The 19,388-nt window shown below is 62.6% G+C and carries 18 protein-coding genes; 14 read left to right on the plus strand and 4 right to left on the minus strand.

Annotation, left to right across the window (positions count from 1 at the left end; genetic code table 11):
• Positions 1 to 130: 130 nt before the first annotated feature.
• The 3 genes from C8N35_RS16645 to C8N35_RS16655 form a co-directional block, all read right to left on the minus strand.
• Positions 131 to 3,304 carry an efflux RND transporter permease subunit gene (locus tag C8N35_RS16645; protein WP_107990851.1) on the minus strand — a complete coding sequence of 1,058 codons (3,174 nt, stop codon included), beginning with the start codon at positions 3,302 to 3,304 and terminating at the stop codon, positions 131 to 133.
• 121 nt (positions 3,305 to 3,425) lie between these two features.
• Complete coding sequence (locus C8N35_RS16650; RefSeq protein WP_107990852.1) at positions 3,426 to 4,616, minus strand: efflux RND transporter periplasmic adaptor subunit; 1,191 nt, start codon at positions 4,614 to 4,616, stop codon at positions 3,426 to 3,428.
• Positions 4,617 to 4,675: 59 nt separating this feature from the next.
• Positions 4,676 to 5,479, minus strand: coding sequence for an alpha/beta hydrolase fold domain-containing protein (locus C8N35_RS16655; RefSeq protein WP_107990853.1), 804 nt, complete (start codon positions 5,477 to 5,479; stop codon positions 4,676 to 4,678).
• Between the two features lie 162 nt (positions 5,480 to 5,641).
• On the opposite strand from C8N35_RS16655, the gene C8N35_RS16660 reads away from it, so the two are divergent.
• Complete coding sequence (locus C8N35_RS16660; RefSeq protein WP_107990854.1) at positions 5,642 to 6,562, plus strand: LysR family transcriptional regulator; 921 nt, start codon at positions 5,642 to 5,644, stop codon at positions 6,560 to 6,562.
• A gap of 25 nt (positions 6,563 to 6,587) precedes the next feature.
• Here C8N35_RS16660 and C8N35_RS16665 read toward each other — a convergent pair whose 3' ends face one another.
• The gene (locus C8N35_RS16665; RefSeq protein WP_170122139.1) at positions 6,588 to 7,268 is read right to left on the minus strand and encodes a GntR family transcriptional regulator; all 681 of its coding nucleotides are present in this window, start codon (positions 7,266 to 7,268) and stop codon (positions 6,588 to 6,590) included.
• 362 nt (positions 7,269 to 7,630) lie between these two features.
• Here C8N35_RS16665 and C8N35_RS16670 point away from each other — a divergent pair, with 362 nt between their 5' ends.
• The 13 genes from C8N35_RS16670 (at position 7,631) to hutG (ending at position 19,279) form a co-directional block, all read left to right on the plus strand.
• Positions 7,631 to 8,347, plus strand: a complete 717-nt coding sequence (locus tag C8N35_RS16670; RefSeq protein WP_107990856.1) for a maleate cis-trans isomerase family protein — start codon at positions 7,631 to 7,633, stop codon at positions 8,345 to 8,347.
• Positions 8,348 to 8,401: 54 nt separating this feature from the next.
• A complete protein-coding gene (locus C8N35_RS16675) occupies positions 8,402 to 9,430 on the plus strand; it encodes a TRAP transporter substrate-binding protein (protein WP_107990857.1) in 1,029 nt (342 codons plus the stop codon).
• 82 nt (positions 9,431 to 9,512) lie between these two features.
• Positions 9,513 to 10,070, plus strand: coding sequence for a TRAP transporter small permease subunit (locus C8N35_RS16680; protein ID WP_170122140.1), 558 nt, complete (start codon positions 9,513 to 9,515; stop codon positions 10,068 to 10,070).
• A gap of 15 nt (positions 10,071 to 10,085) precedes the next feature.
• The gene (locus tag C8N35_RS16685) at positions 10,086 to 11,387 is read left to right on the plus strand and encodes a TRAP transporter large permease (protein ID WP_107990859.1); all 1,302 of its coding nucleotides are present in this window, start codon (positions 10,086 to 10,088) and stop codon (positions 11,385 to 11,387) included.
• Between the two features lie 12 nt (positions 11,388 to 11,399).
• On the plus strand, positions 11,400 to 12,098 hold the full coding sequence (locus C8N35_RS16690) for a cyclase family protein (protein ID WP_107990860.1): 699 nt from the start codon (positions 11,400 to 11,402) through the stop codon (positions 12,096 to 12,098).
• A complete protein-coding gene (locus tag C8N35_RS16695; protein WP_245926830.1) occupies positions 12,098 to 13,021 on the plus strand; it encodes an allantoinase PuuE in 924 nt (307 codons plus the stop codon). Before C8N35_RS16690 ends, C8N35_RS16695 begins: the two co-directional genes overlap by 1 nt.
• Positions 13,018 to 14,412 (plus strand): amidase, encoded by a 1,395-nt coding sequence (locus tag C8N35_RS16700; RefSeq protein ID WP_107990861.1) that lies wholly within the window; start codon positions 13,018 to 13,020, stop codon positions 14,410 to 14,412. The genes C8N35_RS16695 and C8N35_RS16700 overlap by 4 nt, the downstream gene beginning before the upstream one ends.
• A gap of 9 nt (positions 14,413 to 14,421) precedes the next feature.
• Entirely contained in the window at positions 14,422 to 15,078 is a 657-nt protein-coding gene (locus tag C8N35_RS16705) for an aspartate/glutamate racemase family protein (RefSeq protein ID WP_146177422.1), read from the plus strand.
• Positions 15,079 to 15,309: 231 nt separating this feature from the next.
• Entirely contained in the window at positions 15,310 to 16,056 is a 747-nt protein-coding gene (locus C8N35_RS16710) for an IclR family transcriptional regulator (RefSeq protein ID WP_107990863.1), read from the plus strand.
• Entirely contained in the window at positions 16,056 to 16,796 is a 741-nt protein-coding gene (locus tag C8N35_RS16715) for a transporter substrate-binding domain-containing protein (protein WP_107990864.1), read from the plus strand. The genes C8N35_RS16710 and C8N35_RS16715 overlap by 1 nt, the downstream gene beginning before the upstream one ends.
• Before the next feature lie 138 nt (positions 16,797 to 16,934).
• Positions 16,935 to 17,603: an amino acid ABC transporter permease gene (locus C8N35_RS16720; protein WP_107990865.1), complete on the plus strand. Its 669-nt coding sequence runs from the start codon at positions 16,935 to 16,937 to the stop codon at positions 17,601 to 17,603.
• An 11-nt stretch (positions 17,604 to 17,614) separates the two neighbouring features.
• Complete coding sequence (locus C8N35_RS16725) at positions 17,615 to 18,379, plus strand: ATP-binding cassette domain-containing protein (RefSeq protein ID WP_107991013.1); 765 nt, start codon at positions 17,615 to 17,617, stop codon at positions 18,377 to 18,379.
• A gap of 84 nt (positions 18,380 to 18,463) precedes the next feature.
• Positions 18,464 to 19,279 carry an N-formylglutamate deformylase gene (gene hutG, locus C8N35_RS16730; RefSeq protein WP_107990866.1) on the plus strand — a complete coding sequence of 272 codons (816 nt, stop codon included), beginning with the start codon at positions 18,464 to 18,466 and terminating at the stop codon, positions 19,277 to 19,279.
• Positions 19,280 to 19,388 lie beyond the last annotated feature (109 nt).

The raw sequence follows: 19,388 nt of genomic DNA on the forward strand, positions 1-19,388 counted from the left end.
CTGGCTCGATTGACAGCGACAGCCAGGTCCCGAGCGAGCCCAGGAAACGCGGGGCTCCTCGGTTCATTGTGGAGAACAGCCCAAATGGGCAGAGGCCGGCCGATCGAGAGTGATCGGACGGCCCCCTTGTTTAAGCTGCCTTGAACACGTCCGTATCGCCGTGCTGGACCAGCGGACGATTTCCCGAAAGGCGACGGATCAGGACATAGAAGACCGGGGTCATGAAAATGCCGAACACAGTGACGCCGATCATGCCGGAAAAGACGGCAACGCCCATGGCGACGCGCATCTCGGCACCGGCCCCTGTCGAGAAGACAAGCGGCACAACGCCCATGATGAACGCCAGAGACGTCATCAGGATCGGGCGAAGCCTCAGGCGACTGGCCTCGATCGCAGCCTCTACCGGCTTACGGCCAGCGAATTCGAGCTCGCGCGCAAATTCCACGATCAGGATCGCGTTCTTCGCGGACAGGCCCACCAGCACCACCAGGCCGATCTGGGTGAAGATGTTGTTGTCGCCGGCTGTCAACCAGACGCCGGCCAGCGCAGCAAGCACGCCCATTGGAACAATCATGATGATCGCGATGGGTAACGCCAGGCTCTCGTACTGGGCGGCAAGCACCAGATAGACCAGCAGCAACGCCAGCGGGAAAACGAGAATGCCGGAGCTGCCCGCAAGGATCTGCTGATAGGTCAGGTCGGTCCATTCAAAGCTGATCCCCTTGGGAAGGGTTTCGGCCGCGATATGTTCGACGGCAGCTTGAGCCTGCCCCGAGGAAAAGCCGGGCGCGGGACCGCCGTTGATATCGGCGGCGAGAAATCCGTTGTACCGGGTCGCGCGTTCCGGCCCCGTGGTGTTATCGACCTTCAGAAGGGCGGCAAGAGGGATCATCTGTCCGCTCGCGGAGCGGACCTTCAGGCGCCCGATATCTTCCGGCCGCGCGCGGAACTTCGCATCGGCTTGCACCCGCACGCTGTAGGTGCGGCCAAAGGCGTTGAAGTCGTTTACATAAAGCGAGCCGAGATAGATCTGCAGCGTCTCGAAGACATCTGTTACGGAAACTCCGAGCTGCTCCGCCTTCGTGCGATCAAGATCGGCGAAAAGCTGCGGAACACTGATCTGGAAGCTGGAGAACAGGCCTGCCAGTTCCGGCGTCTGATACGCTTTTGTCAGGAATGCGGTCTTCGCCGCGTCGAGGGCAGGATAGCCGAGACCGGCGCGATCCTCGATTTGCAGCTTGAAGCCGCCGGTGGTCCCCAGACCCTGAACAGGCGGAGGGGAGAACATGGCGATAAAGGCGTCCTGGATGGCGCCGAACTTCTGGTTCAGCTGCATCGCAATCGCATTGCCGGAGAGAGCCGGCGTCCTGCGGTCCTCGAAGTCGGTCAGCGTGGCGAAGACGATGCCGGCATTGGAGGAATTGGTGAACCCGTTGATCGACAATCCGGGGAAGGCGATCGCGTGCTCCACACCCGGCTGCGCCAGAGCTATATCGCTCATGCGCTTGATGACGTCTTCCGTGCGGTCGAGCGTCGCGCCATCCGGCAACTGGGCGAAACCGATCAGATATTGCTTGTCCTGCGCGGGGACGAAGCCGCCCGGCACGGTCGTGAACAGAACATAGGTGCCCCCCGCCAGGGCCAGATACACGGTCATGACGAGGCTCTTGCGAGACAAGAGGCCTCCCACACCGCGGCCATAGGCATCGGACCCGCTGCCGAAGGCGCGGTTGAAGCCGCGAAAGAACCATCCGAACACGCTGTCCATGGCCCGGGTCAGGAAATCCCTGGGCGCGTCGTGTCCCTTCAGAAGCAGGGCGGCGAGGGCAGGAGAGAGCGTAAGGGAATTGACCGCTGAGATGACCGTCGAGATGGCAATGGTCAGGGCGAACTGACGATAGAACTGGCCGGACAATCCGGAGATGAAGGCGAGGGGCACGAATACCGCAACCAGCACCAGTGCGATCGCGATGATCGGCCCCGACACTTCTCTCATTGCCTGATAGGTGGCGTTCCGGGGATTGAGACCGTTCTCGATATTGCGCTCGACGTTCTCCACGACGACGATGGCATCATCGACCACGATGCCGATTGCGAGAACGAGGCCGAACAGGCTGAGGGCGTTGATAGAAAAGCCGAAGACATACATCACGCCGAACGTGCCGATGATCGAAACGGGAACCGCGATGAGCGGGATGATCGACGCCCGCCACGTCTGCAGGAACAGGATGACCACGATGACCACGAGCGCAATGGCCTCGAGCAGCGTGTCCACCACCTTTTCGATCGAGGCGCGAACGAACTTGGTGGTGTCGTAGACGATCTCGTACTTCACGCCTTCCGGCATGACGTCCTGCAGCTCGTCCATTGTTGTCAGAACCGCATCGGAAATGGCGATGGCATTCGATCCCGGCGCCTGGAACACGGGGATGGCGACAGCGGGCTTTCCGTCGAGAAGAGAGCGCAGGGAATAGTCCGCGGCGCCGAGTTCGATCCGGGCTACATCGCGCAGTCGGGTGACCTGGCCGTTTTCTCCGGTCTTCACGATGATGTTTCCGAATTCTTCCGGGGTCCGCAGCCTGCCCTGGGCATTCACGCTGAGCTGCATGTCGACATCCGAGAGGTTCGGTGATGCGCCGATGAGCCCCGCCGCGGCCTGCACATTCTGCTGGCGGATGGCTGTGGTGATGTCGCCGGCGGCCAGGTTGTGCGCTGCCGCCTTTTGCGGGTCGACCCACACGCGCATGGAGTAGTCACCGGATCCGAACACCTGAACCTGTCCGACGCCCTTGATGCGCGCCAGGCGATCCTTGATGTTGAGGACGGCGTAGTTTCGAAGGTAGGTGATGTCGTAGCGGTTATCCGGCGAGGTCAGGTTCACGACCATCATCAGGTCGGGGGAGCTCTTCACCGTGGTGACGCCAAGGCTGCGAACTTCGGCGGGAAGACGCGGTTCGGCTTGCGAAACGCGGTTCTGAACGAGCTGCTGGGCCTGATCCGGATCCGTGCCGAGCTCGAAGGTGACCGTCAGGGTCATGACGCCGTCCGAGGTCGCCTGACTGGACATGTAGAGCATGCCCTCGACGCCGTTGATCTGTTCTTCCAGCGGCGTCGCGACGGTTTGCGCAATGACTGTCGGGTTGGCGCCGGGGTAGGTGGCGCGTACGACGATGGAGGGGGGCACGACCTCCGGATATTCCGAAATCGGCAGGGAGCGCAGGCCTATCAGGCCCGTCACCAGGATGAGGACCGACAGCACCCCGGCAAAGACCGGGCGGTCTACGAAAAATCGTGAGATGTTCATTTCCGGGCGCTTTCTTCCGGGCTGATGTCAGGACACACCTACCCTGTCCGGCGGAAACTCCGCCGGCCGGGTCGTGTCATGGAAATTTGAGTTCGCGGTCGGGCCGCCAGGGATGTCCTGACTACCGAGCGGCTGCGACCTTGCCTTCCGGTTGCGGATCGACGACTGCGCCATCGCGAATGCGCTGCAGCCCGTTCACCACGATCCGCTCGCCGGAGTTGAGACCGCTCTCGACGATCTGCTTGCCTTCCGCGGACCGGCCGAGCTCGACCGGGCGGTAGCTCACCTTGTTTTCACCATCGACGACATAGACGAACTTCTTGTCCTGGTCGGTGCCGACGGCCCGTTCGCTGACGAGGATCTTCTCCAAGGGATTGGGTTCCCCCATGCGGATGCGCACGAATTGTCCCGGGATCAGGCGCCTGTCCGGGTTGTCGAAGACCGCGCGCACGCCGATGGTGCCACTTGCGGCGTCAACCTGGTTGTCGATCAGTTGAAGCTTTCCCTTGATCGGCGTTCCTTCATCCGCGGACGTGCCGATTTCAACCGGGATCTGTTCGATCGGCGGAAGGGCTCCATCGGATGCCGGCAGGTCCCGGAGGGCCTTTGCAACGGCATCCTCGCTGACGTTGAAGCTCGCGTAGATCGGGTCGATGGAAACCAGTGTCGTCAGTGCTGGTGAGGAAGCGCCGGCGGATACCAGGTTCCCGGCGGTGATTTCAATCCTGCCGACACGGCCCCCGACAGGCGCCTTGATGTGAGTATAGTCGAGTTCCAGCTTGGCAGAGGTGAGGGCTGCTTCGGCCGTCTGCAGGTTGGCCAGAGCTTCCGCATATGCATTGCGACGCTGGTCGAGCGTGCTCTGCGAGATTGCCTGTGTGCCGATCAGTTTGTTGCCGCGATCCAGTTCCAGCTTCGCAAGCCTCAGATGGGCCCGAGCCGAGGCAACCTGGCCTTCGCGTTCAGCGACGGCCGCTTCATAGGGGGCGGGGTCGATGGTGAACAGAAGATCGTCGGCCTTCACCAGCGAGCCTTCCCGGAAGTCCACGGACTGGATGACCCCGGCGACGCGGGAACGCACCTGAACGCGGTCGATCGCTTCCAGGCGGCCGGAGAATTCCTGCCAGACCGTGATCGCCCGGCTCCGGACCTCGGCGACCGTGACGGGGATCGCCGGCGTGGCTGTCTGCTCGCCAGCAGCCGAAGCCGGAAGGGTGACCGGCCGTTCCAGAAGAAAAACGGCCGCCGCCGCAGACACGGCAAGCCCGAGGCCTGCGCCCGTGAGGACGCGGCGTGAGTTTCCTGATGTCATTTTATGTCTCCTTGAGGCTCCGCGCAGGCGGGCTCAATCGTCTGATTTCAAAACGAAATTCACTGGATGGCGAGCGACCTTACGAAGCGCGCGAATTGGTCGCCGAGGCCTGATTCCCAGTTCGCTGCCATGGGGCAGCTCGCGCCGTAGATGGAGGGCCAACTCGCGTCGGCCGGGAAGATATGCTCCTGAACGTCGACGCCAGAGTCCCTGAGTTTCTGCGCATAGCTCAGCGTTTCGTCGCGTAGCGGGTCGTCTTGCGATGACACGACGAGTGCTGGTGCGATGCCGGCAAGACGCGAACAGGTGCAGGGCGCCGCGTAGGGATGGCAGACGCCGCCGCTGAGGTAGTGGCTCCATCCGTCGGACCACCGTTCTCGCATGCCGACAGTGGCGGCTTTGCGAATGGAGTTCGATCCCATGAACGGGTCGAGCAACGGCGACAGCAGGATCTGGCCGTCCAATTCGTCGGCCCGATAATCACGCGCCTTGAGCGCAATTGCCGCCGCGAGATTGCCACCCGATTCCGCGCCTGCGACCAGGAGGAGGGACTTGCGATCTCCAAGCCCCGCTCTCTTCTTTGCCAGGTAACTGAAAATCGAAAACCCGACTTCCAGCGGCTTCGGAAAAACGCCCCCCAGCGGGGCGTTGAAATCGGGGATCACGACGATCGCACCCGTTTGGGCAAGAACGGTCGCAACGTCACTGTCCATGCGGTCTTCATCGAGAAAGGCGCCGGAGTGAAAATAGATCAGGACCGGAGGAGCCTTTTCGTAGTCCGCACCTTGAAAAACACGCACGTCGACCGGGCCGATCTCGACCTTGTCGAATGTCATGTCCCGGATCTGGACCGTTGTTGTCATCACACCTTGCTCCTGGGCGCTTCGTGAAACGTCCAGCTATGTTCCGGTCATCGTCATGGCGTAAATATGGCTGTTCAGCCCATGGAATAAGATGCAAATTTTTGGTAACACTGTTCGGAATTTCGAATAATACCGCAATGCGGCATCGAGAGACCCGTCTTCATGGATCAACTTTCGGCAATGCGCGCCTTCCTCCGCGTGGTGGAAACCGGCAATTTTTCGCGCGCCTCGGAAACCTTGGGTATTCCGCGAGCGACCGTTACCAATCTGATCCAGAACCTTGAAGGGCATCTGCAGACGAAGTTGCTCAACCGCACGACCAGGCGTGTGATCGTGACCACCGATGGCGCGCTCTACTATGAACGCGCGGTGCGGATCGTCGCCGAAATTGACGAACTGGACGGCAGTCTTTCTCACGCGCAGGCGAACCCGACGGGGCGTTTGCGGGTCGAAATGTCGGGAGCCTTCGCGGACGGGATCGTTATCCCCGCCCTTTGCGACTTCTACAAAGCCTATCCGGATATTCGCGTCGATCTCGGAGTGGGAGATCGGACAGTCGATTATCTTTTGGAAAACGTCGACTGCGCCTTGCGAGCCGGTACTCCGGGGGATCCGTCGCTGATTGCGCGGCGTGTTGCGGAAATCGAGATGATCACCTGTGCTGCGAAACCGTATCTAGAACGCTACGGGGCTCCATCTCGGCCCGATGAGCTTCAATCAGATCATTATTGCGTCCACTACTTCATGGCGCAGAACGGAAAGATCTCTCCCTTCACATTTCTGGGCGGAAGGGAGACGCTCGAGATAGAGGGGCGCTCGCATTTTTCGGTCAACGATGCGCGCAGCTATGTCACGGCCGCGCTTGTGGGCCATGGGGTCGCGCAAGTTCCCCGTTTCATGGTGCTCGACGAGTTGGCACGCGGGGACCTCGTTCCGGTGCTGAACGACTGGCAAATCGAGCTTCTTCCACTCTACATCGTCTATCCGCCAAATCGGCACCTGAGCAACAAGGTGCGTGTCTTCGTGGACTGGCTGGTCAAGCTTCTGGCAGGTATCCACCAGACGGAGCTTCAGTCCGATTAAGGGTGCCCAAAAGGCGAGTTGCGCCCTAAGCCAGTACCGCGAGGCTCTTGTTGAGTTGCTGTGCGAGCGCGCGGCCGGAATTGAGAAGGTGTCGGCGCCAGATCGCCGCGACAGCGGCGCAGTCGTGGCGGCGAAGCACGGTCATCATCTGTTCGTGCTCGTCCATCGCTTCCTCCCACCGGCTCTGGTCGGCAAGCGCCATGTGGCGGCCAAGGCGTGCGCGCATCATCAACCGCTCATGCGCCTCCGCAAGGATGGGATTGCCGCATTCGCCGATAATGAGTTCGTGGATCGCGTTGTTGACCGCGAAATAGTCGGTGAGCTCCCCGCGTTCGAAATGCTGTCGCATCCGCTCGTGCCGCTCCTCGATCTCCCGCAGCCGGCCGCTTGTCACATGCTCGGCGAAGCCTCGCGCGGCCAGAGCCTCCAGCTCGGCGATGACTTCGAAAAGCTTGAGAGCCATTTCCGCGTTGAAGGTGGTGACCTCGGCGCCGCGGTTGGGCCTCAGCACAACGAGACCTTCGGCCGACAGTATCTTCAAGGCCTCACGTACGGGCGTTCTTGAAATGGCATACCATTTAGCCACATCGCGCTCAACCAATCGCTGGCCCTGCGCAATGACCCCCTGAATGATCCGCTCCCTGAGGTCGTTGGCAATATCCTCGGAGTTCTGGGCTAAACCGTTTTCTTCAAATTCGTTATTCAACTTATTCCCCGTCATCGTCACGTATTTTGATCAATCATGCGCCTTGATTATAAAATATGCATTTTACCTGTCTGCGCGGGCTTCAGACTGCCGAAATGTCTGGCATTTGCTGTAATTTTGGCATGGCCGACATTCTTCAGTGACTCTCATTTCTTGATTGTATACCAAAAAGGACAGCGAAGTCTCGACTGACCTGCAAGGCGAGCGCGCGGTATCCCGGATTTGGGCCTGAAACGGCCGAGTTCATACCGCTGATAGCATGCGCAACTGGTGAGCGTCTTCCCGCAATGCGGGCCCCGGCGAAGGCGGCCGACGGCCCTGTGGGCATCAATCTGGATCTGTAAACGACACGTATTGGGCACATGGCACGCATCGGACTGATCACACCTTCCTCCAATACCATTCTGGAACCGGAAACCTGCCGGATGTTGCGCGACGTTGACGATGTCAGCGCGCATTTCGCGCGGTTCTCGGTCTTGAAGATCGGCACCGACAAGGAGGCGATCGGACAGTTCAACCTGGAATCGCAGCTTGCGGCCGCCGAGCTTCTCGCCGATTGCAAACCCGACGTCATCGCCTGGTGCGGCACTTCCGGCGGCTGGATGGGGCTCGATCAGGACCGCTTGCTCTGCGAGGAAATCACGGCGCACACCGGTCTGCCGGCGACCACCGCCGCACTTGCCCAGATCGAGGCGTTCAAGAGGCTTGGCACGCGCACCTACGCTCTGGTCACCCCTTATCTGTCCGACATCCAGAGCCGCATCCTTGAGACGTTCGCGGCGGAGGGGTTCGAAGGTGTGGCCGAGGAGCACCTGGAAGACCCGGGCAATTTCTCCTTCGCCACCTACGGCGAGGAGCGGATCGCGGGAATGGTGCGGCGGGTCGCCGAGGCTGGTCCCGATGCCATCAGCATCTTCTGCACGAACTTCAACGGCGTTCGCATCGCGCCCGGTCTGGAAGCCGAACTCGGCATTCCCGTGATCGATTCCACCGCCCTCACTCTCTGGCATGCGCTGGTGCTGGCAGGCGCCGATCCGGCGATCGTGCCCGGCCAGGGGGCTCTGTTCCGGACCTCGTAACAAAGACCGCGGCAAGCGGCGTTTCTCCTCACCCATCCCAAGCGGGAGCCAAAAATGAAGCGTCTTCTCACCTCCGCCGTTCTCGCACTTGCCGTGGCTGTGCCGGCAAGCGCGCAGACGACCCAGTTCAAGGTGCTGGGGCAGCCAACCTCGATCGGCAAGATTTTCGACGAGCTGGAAAAGCCCTTCTTCGAGGATTTCGCCAAAAGCACCGGGCTCGACGTGTCCGCCAATTACAATCCGGTCGACACCACCGGCATCAAGGATGCCGAAGGCCTGCGCATGGTGAAATCCGGCCTGTTTGACATCGTTTCCCTGCGCTTCTCGCCGATCTCGCGTGATGCGCCGATCGCGCTCGGCATCGATCTTGTCGGCCAGAACCCTGACTACAAGTCCGCCAAACAGTCGACCGAGCTGTTCCTGCCGGAAGTCAAAAAGGTCTTCGAGGCGAGCTTCAACACCAAGCTTCTCGGTGTCTGGCCGTTCGGACCACAGGTCCTGTTCTGCAAGCCGGAGGTCGCGAGCCTCACCGGCCTGAAGGGTAAGAAGGTCCGCGTCTTCGACCAGTCGATGGCGAACTTCGTCGACTCGCTCGGCGGTACGCCCGTGCCGATGGCCTTCCCCGAAGTGCAGCAGGCGTTGCAGCGCGGTGTCATCGATTGCGCCCTGACCGGCCCGAGTTCGGCAAACGCCGCCGGCTGGCCCGAGGTCGCGACCACCGTCATTCCTGTCGGTTTCAGCATGGCCTTCAACGGCTACGGTATGAACCTGGACCGCTGGAACACGCTCTCGGCCGACCAGCAGGCGGCGATGCAGGCAGCCTTCGACACGCTCGACGCGAAAATCTGGAAGCGCTCGGAAGAACTTTATGACGAGGCCATGCGCTGCAACTCAGGCGGCGAGCCCTGCTCGCTGAAGAGCTACAGCCTGAAGGTGATGAAGCCGGGCAAAGCCGACTTCGATGCGGTCAAAAAGGCACTGGCCGCCAACTCCTTCCCTGCCTGGCAGAAGATCTGCGACGCCTCGACCGAAGGGTGCTCCGCCGCCTGGATGAAGACCGTCGGCAAGGCCAAGGGGCTCTGATCCTCGCACTGTCTTGCGCGCCTCGCGCCAATTCTCCGGCGCGGGGCGCGTTTTCTCGCTTTCTCAGGCGGAGCGCTATCCCGTGAAGCTGATTTCCAATATCGCGGCATGGATCTTCGGTGCCGGGCTGGTGGGCCTGGCGCTGTTCGTGACGGCGGACGTGATCGCGCGCAAGTTTTTCGGGCTCTCGTTCGAGGGGGCGGACGAACTTGGCGGCTACGTGCTCGCCGTCGGGGCTGCGCTCGCCTTCCTTGTCGCGCTCGTCGTGCGCGCGCACATGCGGATCGACGTCATCTACGCCAGATTGCCCGTTGCCCCGCGCGCCGTGCTCGACTGGGTGTCGCTTTTCACGCTGACCTGCATGGCCGGACTGATGGTCTGGCTTGGCTGGAAGATGCTGCGCGATTCCATGGCCTATCACAGCTCGGCGCCGACACCGTGGGCAACCCCTCTGGCGTGGCCGCAGGGCGTGTGGCTGTCGGCTCTGGCGCTTTTCTTCCTGATTACCGCCGGCAGCCTGATCATCGCGACACGGGACCTTGTTCGCGGACGTTGGCGGGAGGTCAACGCACGCTTCGGCAGCTCGGCCGAAAAAGACGAGCTGGACGCCGAACTCGCCGACCTGAAGCGCCGCCGCTGAGCCGGAGACAGATACATGGACATCCAGACCGTCGCGATCGGCTTTGCGGTAATGCTCGCGCTGCTGCTCTTCTCGCTGCCCGTCGCAGCCGTCATGACCATCACGGGGGTCGTCGGCGGTGCCCTGCTTTACGGCCTGCCGCTCGTCGATTCCATGGGCTCGGTCATCTGGGGCGTCTTGAACGACAATGTGATGACCGCCGTGCCGCTCTTCATCCTGCTGGGCGAGATCCTGTTGCGCAGCGGCATTGCCGACCGCATGTACGAGGCGCTGTCGCTCTGGCTCGGCCGCCTGCCCGGTGGTCTGCTGCACTCCAATATCGGTGCAAGCGCGCTCTTCGCGGCCACCTCGGGCTCCTCCGTGGCCGCGGCCGCGACCATCTCCACCGTTTCGCTTCCCGCGCTCACCAACCGGGGCTATCCGGTGCGCCGGTCGCTCGGCTCGCTTGCCGCCGGCGGCACGCTCGGCATCCTGATCCCGCCCTCGGTCAACCTGCTGATCTACGGATCGCTGGCAGGGGAATCCGTCGGCCGGCTCTTCGTCGCCGGCATCGTTCCGGGCATCCTGCTGACCTCTCTTTTCAGTCTCTACATTCTGGTCGAGGCCAAGCTGTTTCCCGGCCATGAGAGAGAAATGTCGCAAATCAGCTGGTCGGATCGTTTTCAATCCCTGCGCTACCTTGTCGGTCCGCTGCTGATCTTCATGATCATCACCGGATCGATCTATACAGGCTTTGCCACGCCAACCGAGTCCGCCGCGCTCGGCGTCGTCGGGGCGCTCATGATCGTCATTGTCAGGGGACGGATGTCGCTGGACTTTCTCGGCCAGTGCTTCGTCAACACCGCACGCACCTCCGGCATGATCCTGCTCATCATCACCGGCGCCTTCATGCTCAATGTCACGCTGTCGCTGGGCGGTGTCGCACAGGCGGCGACCGACTGGGTCGCCTCGCTCGGTCTTTCGGCGGTCGGACTGCTCATCGCGCTGATCGCCTTCTACATCATCCTCGGCATGTTCATGGACGTGCTGTCGATGATGGTGCTGACCATTCCGGTCGCTCTTCCCATCATCAAGGCGGCCGGGATCGATCCGATCTGGTTCGGCATCTTCATCATCCTGATGTGCGAGCTGGGACTGATCACGCCGCCGGTGGGCATGAACCTCTACGTGGTTCATGGCGTGCGCGCCGACAACGGGCCTTTCCGCGATGTGGCCCTGGGCGCGTTGCCTTACGTGGTGCTGATGATCGTCTTCGCTTTGATCCTGATTGTGTTCCCCGGCCTCGTCACGTGGCTGCCGAACCAGATGCACAGCTGAGAGGGCTTCCCGATGACCCGTATCGTTGACCTGACCCTGCCGCTGGAAGACGGGCTGCCGGCTCCCGGTCGGCTGGTTCGCCCGGTGGTCATTCCCCACACGACCCACGAAAGCTCCAGGAAGTTCAAGCAGGGGACGCCCGACGACCTGCTGACCTTCAATACCTGGTATCTGGGCATGCTCGACCATTCGGGCACCCATATCGACGCGCTCTCCCACAATGATCCCGGCGGGTTGCCGGTCGATCAGATGCCGGTCGAGTGGTTCATGGGCAAGGCCGTCTGCCTCGATCTGCGCCATGTGGGCGACAAGGGCGACATCACCGCCAGAGACATGGAAGAAGCCTCCGCCAAGGCGGGCGTGAAGGTCGATGGCCACATCGTGCTGATGTGCACCGGTATCAACGCCCGGCACTGGCCGGATCCGGTCATCTGCACGATGAACCCGCAGGTCACCGCAGAGGCCACGCATTGGCTGCACGACCATGGATCGCGCGTCCACGGCGTCGAGGGTCCCTCGACCGACCGGATGGAAGAGAACCTCTTCGTCAATCACCGGATCTGCCGCGATCTGAAGATGGTTCACTACGAATGGATGTGGAACCTGGAGGAGGTCATCGGAGTGGGTGAATTCCAGTTTCAGGGCATCCCGCTCAGGATAAAGGGGGCGTCCGGCTCGCCGGTGCGGGCCCTGGCCTTCGTCGACGAGTGATGCCCAGTCTGATCCACATGAACATGGATGAACGCCTTGCGGATCTGCGGGGGCGCGGCGAGGCGATACCGCAGGTCCGCTGGCCGCACGGGGCGCGGCTCGCGCTGTCCTTTGTGCTCAATATCGAGGAAGGCGCGGAGCGGCATATTCTCGATGGCGACGAGGCGTCAGAGCACCTCAATGCCGACATGCGGAGCGAGCCCTGGCCGGGGAGGCGTAACCCGGTCATGGAATCCCACTACGAATACGGAAGCCGTGTCGGTGTCTGGCGCATCCTGGAACTATTTCGCCAGCGCGAACTCGGATTGACCGCCTTCGCCACCGGTCTTGCGCTGGAGCGCGTGCCCGCCATCGCGGCACGTCTCGTCGCAGACGGACACGAGGTTGCCGCCCACGGCTGGCGCTGGATCGACTATCGCGACGTGCCGCCCGAGACGGAAGCCGACCACATCCGCAAGACGGTCGAAACCATCGAAAGGCTCACCGGAGCGGCCCCTTCGGGCTGGTACACCGGTCGCATCAGCGCGAACACCCGCCGCCTTGTTCTCGATCACGGCGGATTTCTCTACGATAGCGACGCCTACAACGACGACACGCCCTATTTCGTGGCTCATCCCGGCGGGCGTCATCTGGTTCTGCCTTACGCGTTCGATGCCAACGACATGCGGTTCGCGTCCGCGCCGGGCTTCGATACCGGGCGCGACTGGCTTGATTATCTGGTCGACAGTTTCGATGTGCTGTGGCGCGAGGGCGCCGCGCGGCCACGGATGATGTCGGTGGGGCTTCATTGCCGGCTTGCGGGGCGTCCGGGGCGCCTGCGTGCGCTTGAGCGGTTCCTGGATCATGTCGCAGGCCACGCGGGCGTGTGGGTTGCCCGCCGCGATGCCATCGCCCGGCATTGGCTCAAGGAGGATGTTTCGTGAGCGACCCGTTCGAAAGTGCCGCGTCGCTTGCCGCGCGCATAGCCACCGGCGAGATCAGCGCTGTGGAGGCCACGAAGGAGGCTCTCGACCGTATCTCGGCGCTGGACGACCGGCTGAATGCCTTCATCACGGTCGATGCGGATGGGGCCTGCAAAGCTGCGCGGGAGCGTGACAGGGACCAGGCGGCTGGCAGGCCCTGCGGCCCCCTTCACGGCGTACCTGTCGCGATCAAGGACGTCACGGCGACGGCGGGCCTTCGCACCACACAAGGCTCGACGATCTTTGCAGATCGCGTTCCTGACCGGGATGAGGAATCTGTCGCGCGGCTGCGCCGGGCGGGAGCGGTGATCGTCGGCAAGACGAATACGCCGGAATTCGCCTTTGGCGCAGTCTGCACCAACATGCTCTGCGGGCCGACCCGCAATCCCTGGGACCCGACCCGCACGTCGGGTGGATCGAGCGGCGGTTCGGCTGTCACGGTCGCCACCGGCATGGTGCCGCTTGCGCAAGGCACAGATTTCGGCGGGTCGGTACGCATGCCGGCCTCGTTTTGCGGCATCGTCGGTCTCAGACCGGCCCCTGGCACAATTGCCGAACCGGATCGCGCGCTGGGGTGGGGCGGGCTTGCGACGCAGGGCGTTCTCGCCCGGTGTGTGGCCGACACCGTCTTGATGCTGCGGGCAATGGCGGGGCCGCATCCGCTCGACCCGCTCTCGCGGCGCCCGCTCGATCTGGACCGACAATGGCCGGAGCGGCCCCGCATCGCCGCGAGCCTCGATCTTGGTGGGGCCTTCCCAGTGGATGACGCCGTTGCGCAAGCCTTCGAGGAGGCGATAACGGGCGTGCAAGCCGCGCTCGGACCGGCAAGCCGAGGCGCGCCACCGATGGAAGGGGCGGCGGAAGCCTTCAAGACCATGCGGGCGGCGGAAAGCTTCTACCGCTCGGGTGCATTCGTGGAAACGCACGAGGCCCGTTTGTCACCCTCCTTCGTGTGGAATGTCCGCCAGGGGCGTGGGCTGACCGCGGCCGACTATCTCAAGGCCGATGCGGTGCGCACCCGTGTCTGGCGCGACTTCATACGCTTCTTTGAGGATTTCGACCTGCTGGTCATGCCGACTTGCGCTGTCCTTCCGTTTCCCAACGACCAGGAGGAGGTGCTGGAGGTGGGGGGCAGGAAGCTGATGTCGATCATCGATTATCTGGCCTGCACCTTCCTGATTTCGCTTGTGGGTTTTCCCGCTTTGTCGCTGCCGGCCCCGCGCGCGCCCGGCGCCTTGCCGTTCGGATTGCAGCTCATCGTTCCGCCCGGCCGCGAGGCGGTGCTCTTCGCTCTCGCCCGGCGGCTGGAACAGACCGGTTTTCGCCATGCCGCTCCGCCCGTCATGCGTTGAGGCATGAAGATGCGGCCCGTTGTCCTGATCAATCCGAACACCAACGACGCGACGACGGACATGATGGTGTCCGTTGCCCATAAGCGTGCGCCGGACTTGCGTTTCGTGGGGCTGACGGCGCGCGAAGGGCCAGCGCTGATCGTCAACGAACGACAGCTGGATCAGGCGGCGCTTCAGATCGCGGCGATGGCCGGGGAGGTCGCGGCATTGGATCCGGCCGGTGTCATCGTTTCCGCCTTCGGAGATCCCGGTGCGGATGCGCTTGCAGAACTTGTTTCCTGCCCGGTAACGGGAATTGCCGCGGCGAGTGCTATGGCCGCCTCGGCCTTCGGCCGTTTCGCGGTGGCCACCACCACCCCCGATCTCGTGATCCCGATCGAACGGCGGATTTCGCAACTGGGATTCAACCGGTTGTATTGCGGCACGTATCTCACCGGTTCACGGGATGCGGTGAGCCTGACGAACGATATCGAGCGGCTCGATGTGGAGCTGGCGGATGCGGTCGCGCGCGCAGCGCGGGCCGGGGCACAGGCCGTGTGCATCGGCGGCGGGCCCCTGTCTGGCGCAAGGGATCGGATTGCCGGGCGAACAGCGATCCCGCTGATCGATCCTGTTTGTGCCGCGGTGGATCTGGTCGCGTCCAGGATGGCTTCGGGTTCGCTTTGATCCGAAAGCCCGCGCCCTTGAGTGCGCAAGCCGGCTGAACGCCGGCACGACAAATTCCAACACCCCTGCACGACCCCCGAAACGGTGCTCAGGTCTTTGCTCCGCAACGATTGTTTGCCGGAGGGCGCGCCGGTGCATCCCGGCGAATGAGTGCCCATAAGTTGACGTCGGCGAAAAAATGTTCAATTATCAATTTTAGAGAATTAAATTCTCAAAAAATGGGAATTACAAGTGTCGGCAGCGGAACGCATCCTGGACGCCCTCTTCGTGGTCACCGCATCGGACAAGCCGATGTCGGCAAACGAGATCGCGGCCGCGCTGGATGTGCCCCTGTCCACGGCCTATCGCCACATCGCGGTGCTGAAACACTACGATCTCGTCGTGGATCTCGGCCGCGAGGCGGGCTTCGCACCGGGAATCGGATGCTGGCGGATCGGTCGCGGGTTCGACGACAACCGTTTCCTTGCAACGCTCGCGGAGCCGGAAATGCGCGCGCTCGCCGCACGCACGCAGGAAAGCGTCGGACTGATGCGGGCGGCTGCCGGCGATGTCTATTGCGCGGAGATGATCGAGAGCCCGCTGTCGCTGCGCTGTTCCTTCGTCAAGGGCAGCGCGCAGCCGTTGCGCGCGGGCGCGTCAGCGAAATCGCTGCTGGCCTTCATGTCGCAAGCCAGGCGCAGCGCGGCGCTTAAGAACGGTCCGACGGGGGCGGCCTTGCAGAAGCTGGAAGCCGATCTCGCCGCCATTCGCTCTCAAGGCTACGCGGAGAGCGAGAGCGAGGTGGATTTCGGCGTGTGGGGGGTCAGTGCGCCGGTCTTCTCCGCTCCCGGGCAAATGGAATGCAGTCTCACCGTCATGGTCCCGGTCATCCGCGTCGGAGACCGTCGGGAGGAGTTCATCGCGGCGACCGTCGCGAGTGCGGAAAACATCACCAAACTGCTCGCATCAAGCGAGTATAGCCAGAAAGGAAACGGATAATGAAGAACCTGAAGAAAGCCGCACTCGGCATGGCCATGGCGCTCGCCTTCGCCGGCGCTGCGCACGCGGAAGGCCGCACCATCTCGGTTGCGACCGATGCCACGTTCATGCCGTTCGAGTTTCAGCAGGACGGCAAGATGACCGGTTTCGACGTCGAGCTGGTCGAGGCGCTCGCCAAGAAGATGGGCGATACCGTCAAGTGGACGCAGATCGACTTCAAGGGGCTCATTCCCGGTCTCATCGCCAAGCGTTTCGAGATGGCCGTCTCGGCGATCTACATCACCGATGCGCGCAAGAAGGTCGTGGACTTCACCAACACCTATTACCCCGGTGGCCTCGTCGTCCTGACCAAGAAGGATGACACCTCCATCGCAGGTCCTGCGGATCTTGCCGGCAAGAAGGTCTCCGTCCAGGTCGGCACGAAGTCGGTCGCCTACATGGCCAAGAACTACCCAGACGCCCAACTGGTCGAGGTGGAGAAGAACGACGAGATGTTCAACCTCCTCAAGATCGGCCGCGTCGAGGCGGCGGTGACGGGCAAGCCGGCCGCGATCAACTACGCGAAGCTGAACCCGGAAGTGAAGGTTCTGCCCAAGCAGGTTACGACCGAGGAATACGGTATGGCGGTGCGCAAGGACCTGCCTGAACTGACGGCGGGTCTGAACAAGGCTCTGGAAGAGGTCAAGGCCGACGGCACCTACGACGCGCTCGTCAAGAAGTGGTTCGGCGAGGTCAAGTAAGACCGCGCGAACGCACGAGGAGATCCTCGTCGTTCGGGCAGGGCCGCCTGAACGACGAGGTCGCACCGCAGTTCACTGAACGGAGCCTGTTCGCATCGGATCCGGTGGATCCGGGGGCAGGTTCTCGGGAGTTTTCCGATGAATCTGGATTTCACGCCTGTCTGGCAGGGCATGAGCGGCCTTCTGCACGGCGCTGTGGTCACGGTCGAGGTGACCGTCGCGGCGCTGGCGCTGAGCTGCTGCGTCGGCCTGCTCGTCGGCATCGCGCGGCTCGATCCGAAAAAGCGCATCGTCTACGGGATCGCTTCCACCTATGTCCTGTTCTTCCGGGGCACTCCGCTTCTCGTTCAGCTCTTTCTTCTGTTCTTCGGCCTTCCGCAATTCAACATCATGTTGCCGGCGTTCACGTGCGGCATGATCGGACTGGGCCTCTATTCCGGCTCCTACGTTTCGGAGATCGTGCGCGGCGCCATCCAGTCGATCGACAACGGACAGATGGAAGCGGCCCGTTCCATGGGCATGTCCTACGGTCAGGCGATGCGCATCATCATCCTGCCCCAGGCAGTGCTGCGCATGGTGCCGCCGCTCGGCAACGAGTTCATCGCCCTGATCAAGAATTCCGCGCTGGTTTCCCTGCTCACCATCTCCGACCTGATGCACGAGGGGCAGAAGATCATCGCCATTTCCTATCGTTCGCTCGAGGTCTATCTGGCCGTTGCGCTGATCTATCTCGTGCTGACGACGATCGCCAGCCAGATCCTGCGGCTGATCGAGAAACGTCTGCGTGTGGGAGGTATGGTCCAGTGAGTGCGCCCGAAATGACTCCAAACGCCAAGCCCATCCTTGAAATTTGCGATCTCGGCAAGTCCTTCGGTTCCGTGCGCGTTCTGCACGACATTTCCCTGAAGGTGATGCCCTCCCAGGTGGTCGTCATCATCGGCCCCTCGGGCTCGGGAAAGAGCACGCTGCTGCGCTGCTGCAACTGTCTGGAGATCCCCCAGCAGGGATCGATCACGATCTGTGACAAGGATATCGTTACGGATGGCGTGGTGCTGCCGGAAAAGGAGCTGAACGCGCTGCGCATGCATGTCGGGATGGTGTTCCAGTCGTTCAACCTGTTTCCGCATCTCACCGTGCTCGACAATGTCGCGGTCGGACCGCGCAGGCTGCGCGGCATGAAGAAGGCGGACGCGGAGGATCTCGCACGCGCGCAGCTTGCGAAAGTCGGGTTGGCGGAACGGGCCGATGCCTATCCCGCGCAGCTGTCGGGCGGACAGAAGCAGCGTGTCGCCATCGCCCGCGCGCTGGCGATGGAGCCGCGCGTGATGCTGTTTGACGAGCCGACGTCGGCGCTTGATCCCGAACTGGTCGGGGAGGTGCTGCAGGTGATGAAGGCGCTGGCGAGCGAAGGCATGACGATGATCGTCGTGACGCACGAAATGGGCTTTGCCCGCGATGTCGCCGACGAGGTTCTGGTGATGGACGGCACGGTCATCGAGCACGGCAAGCCGGAGGAGATCTTCTCCAATCCGCAGCATCCGCGCACGCAGAGTTTCCTGCAGTCGATCCTGTCGCCGGGCTGAGGTGGTGCCGCGCGCCGATACGCCTTGCCCGTCGTCCCGGTCTCTCGCCGGATTTTCTCATTCGTTGCATTCTGGAACAGCTTGATGAATACGCAGCCATCCGAGGTCGCCCCCTTTGAAGTCACTCGGGGAACCTCTCCGGTCATTCTCGGATTTCCGCACACGGGGACGCATGTCCCGGACGCCGTTAAGGCGCGTCTGAACGATATGGGTCGCGCGGTCGAGGACACCGACTGGCACGTCCATCGTCTTTATGACGGACTCCTGCGCGAGGCGACATGCGTGCGCGCGACGTTCTCGCGCTATGTGATCGATGCCAACCGGGATCCGGAGGGCGTGAGCCTCTATCCCGGCCAGAACACCACGACGCTGATCCCCCAGACCGATTTTGAGGGACGGCCGATCTGGCGGGAGGGCGAAGAACCTGGCGCGGAGGATATCGCGGAGCGGCTGGCCGCCTTCCATCGTCCCTATCATCAGGCGATCGAGGCGGAGATCGCCCGCGTCAAGGCCATCCACGGGGTCGCAATCCTGTTCGATTGCCATTCCATCCGCTCGCGGCTGCCGTACCTGTTTGAGGGAACGCTGCCGGATCTCAACTTCGGGACGGATGGCGGACGCACCTGCGCGCCCGAGATCGAGGCTGCGGCCACCGCGGTTGTACCGGATGGTTTCAGCCAGGTGCTGAACGGCCGGTTTCGTGGTGGCTGGACGACGCGCCACTACGGCCGGCCCGAGGACGGGGTTCACGCCATTCAGCTGGAGCTCACGCAGGCTGCCTATCTGGTCGCGGAAGAGGTGCCGTACGACTACGCGCCCGAAAAGGCTGAAAAGCTGCGCGCCCGTCTCGGCAAGATTCTGGCTCGCATCGAGGCGGTTGCGTCGCGGCTGGCGCGCTGAAGCGCCAACTGATCGGGCCCGCCTCGAACGGCGATCCGCGCCGTAATTGATTTCAAGAGCGGAATGCTCCGGCCGCGCCGGGGCGAGGAGGTCGGTTGCCGCGCCTCTG

Source organism: Breoghania corrubedonensis (assembly GCF_003053845.1).
Lineage (GTDB): Bacteria > Pseudomonadota > Alphaproteobacteria > Rhizobiales > Stappiaceae > Breoghania > Breoghania corrubedonensis.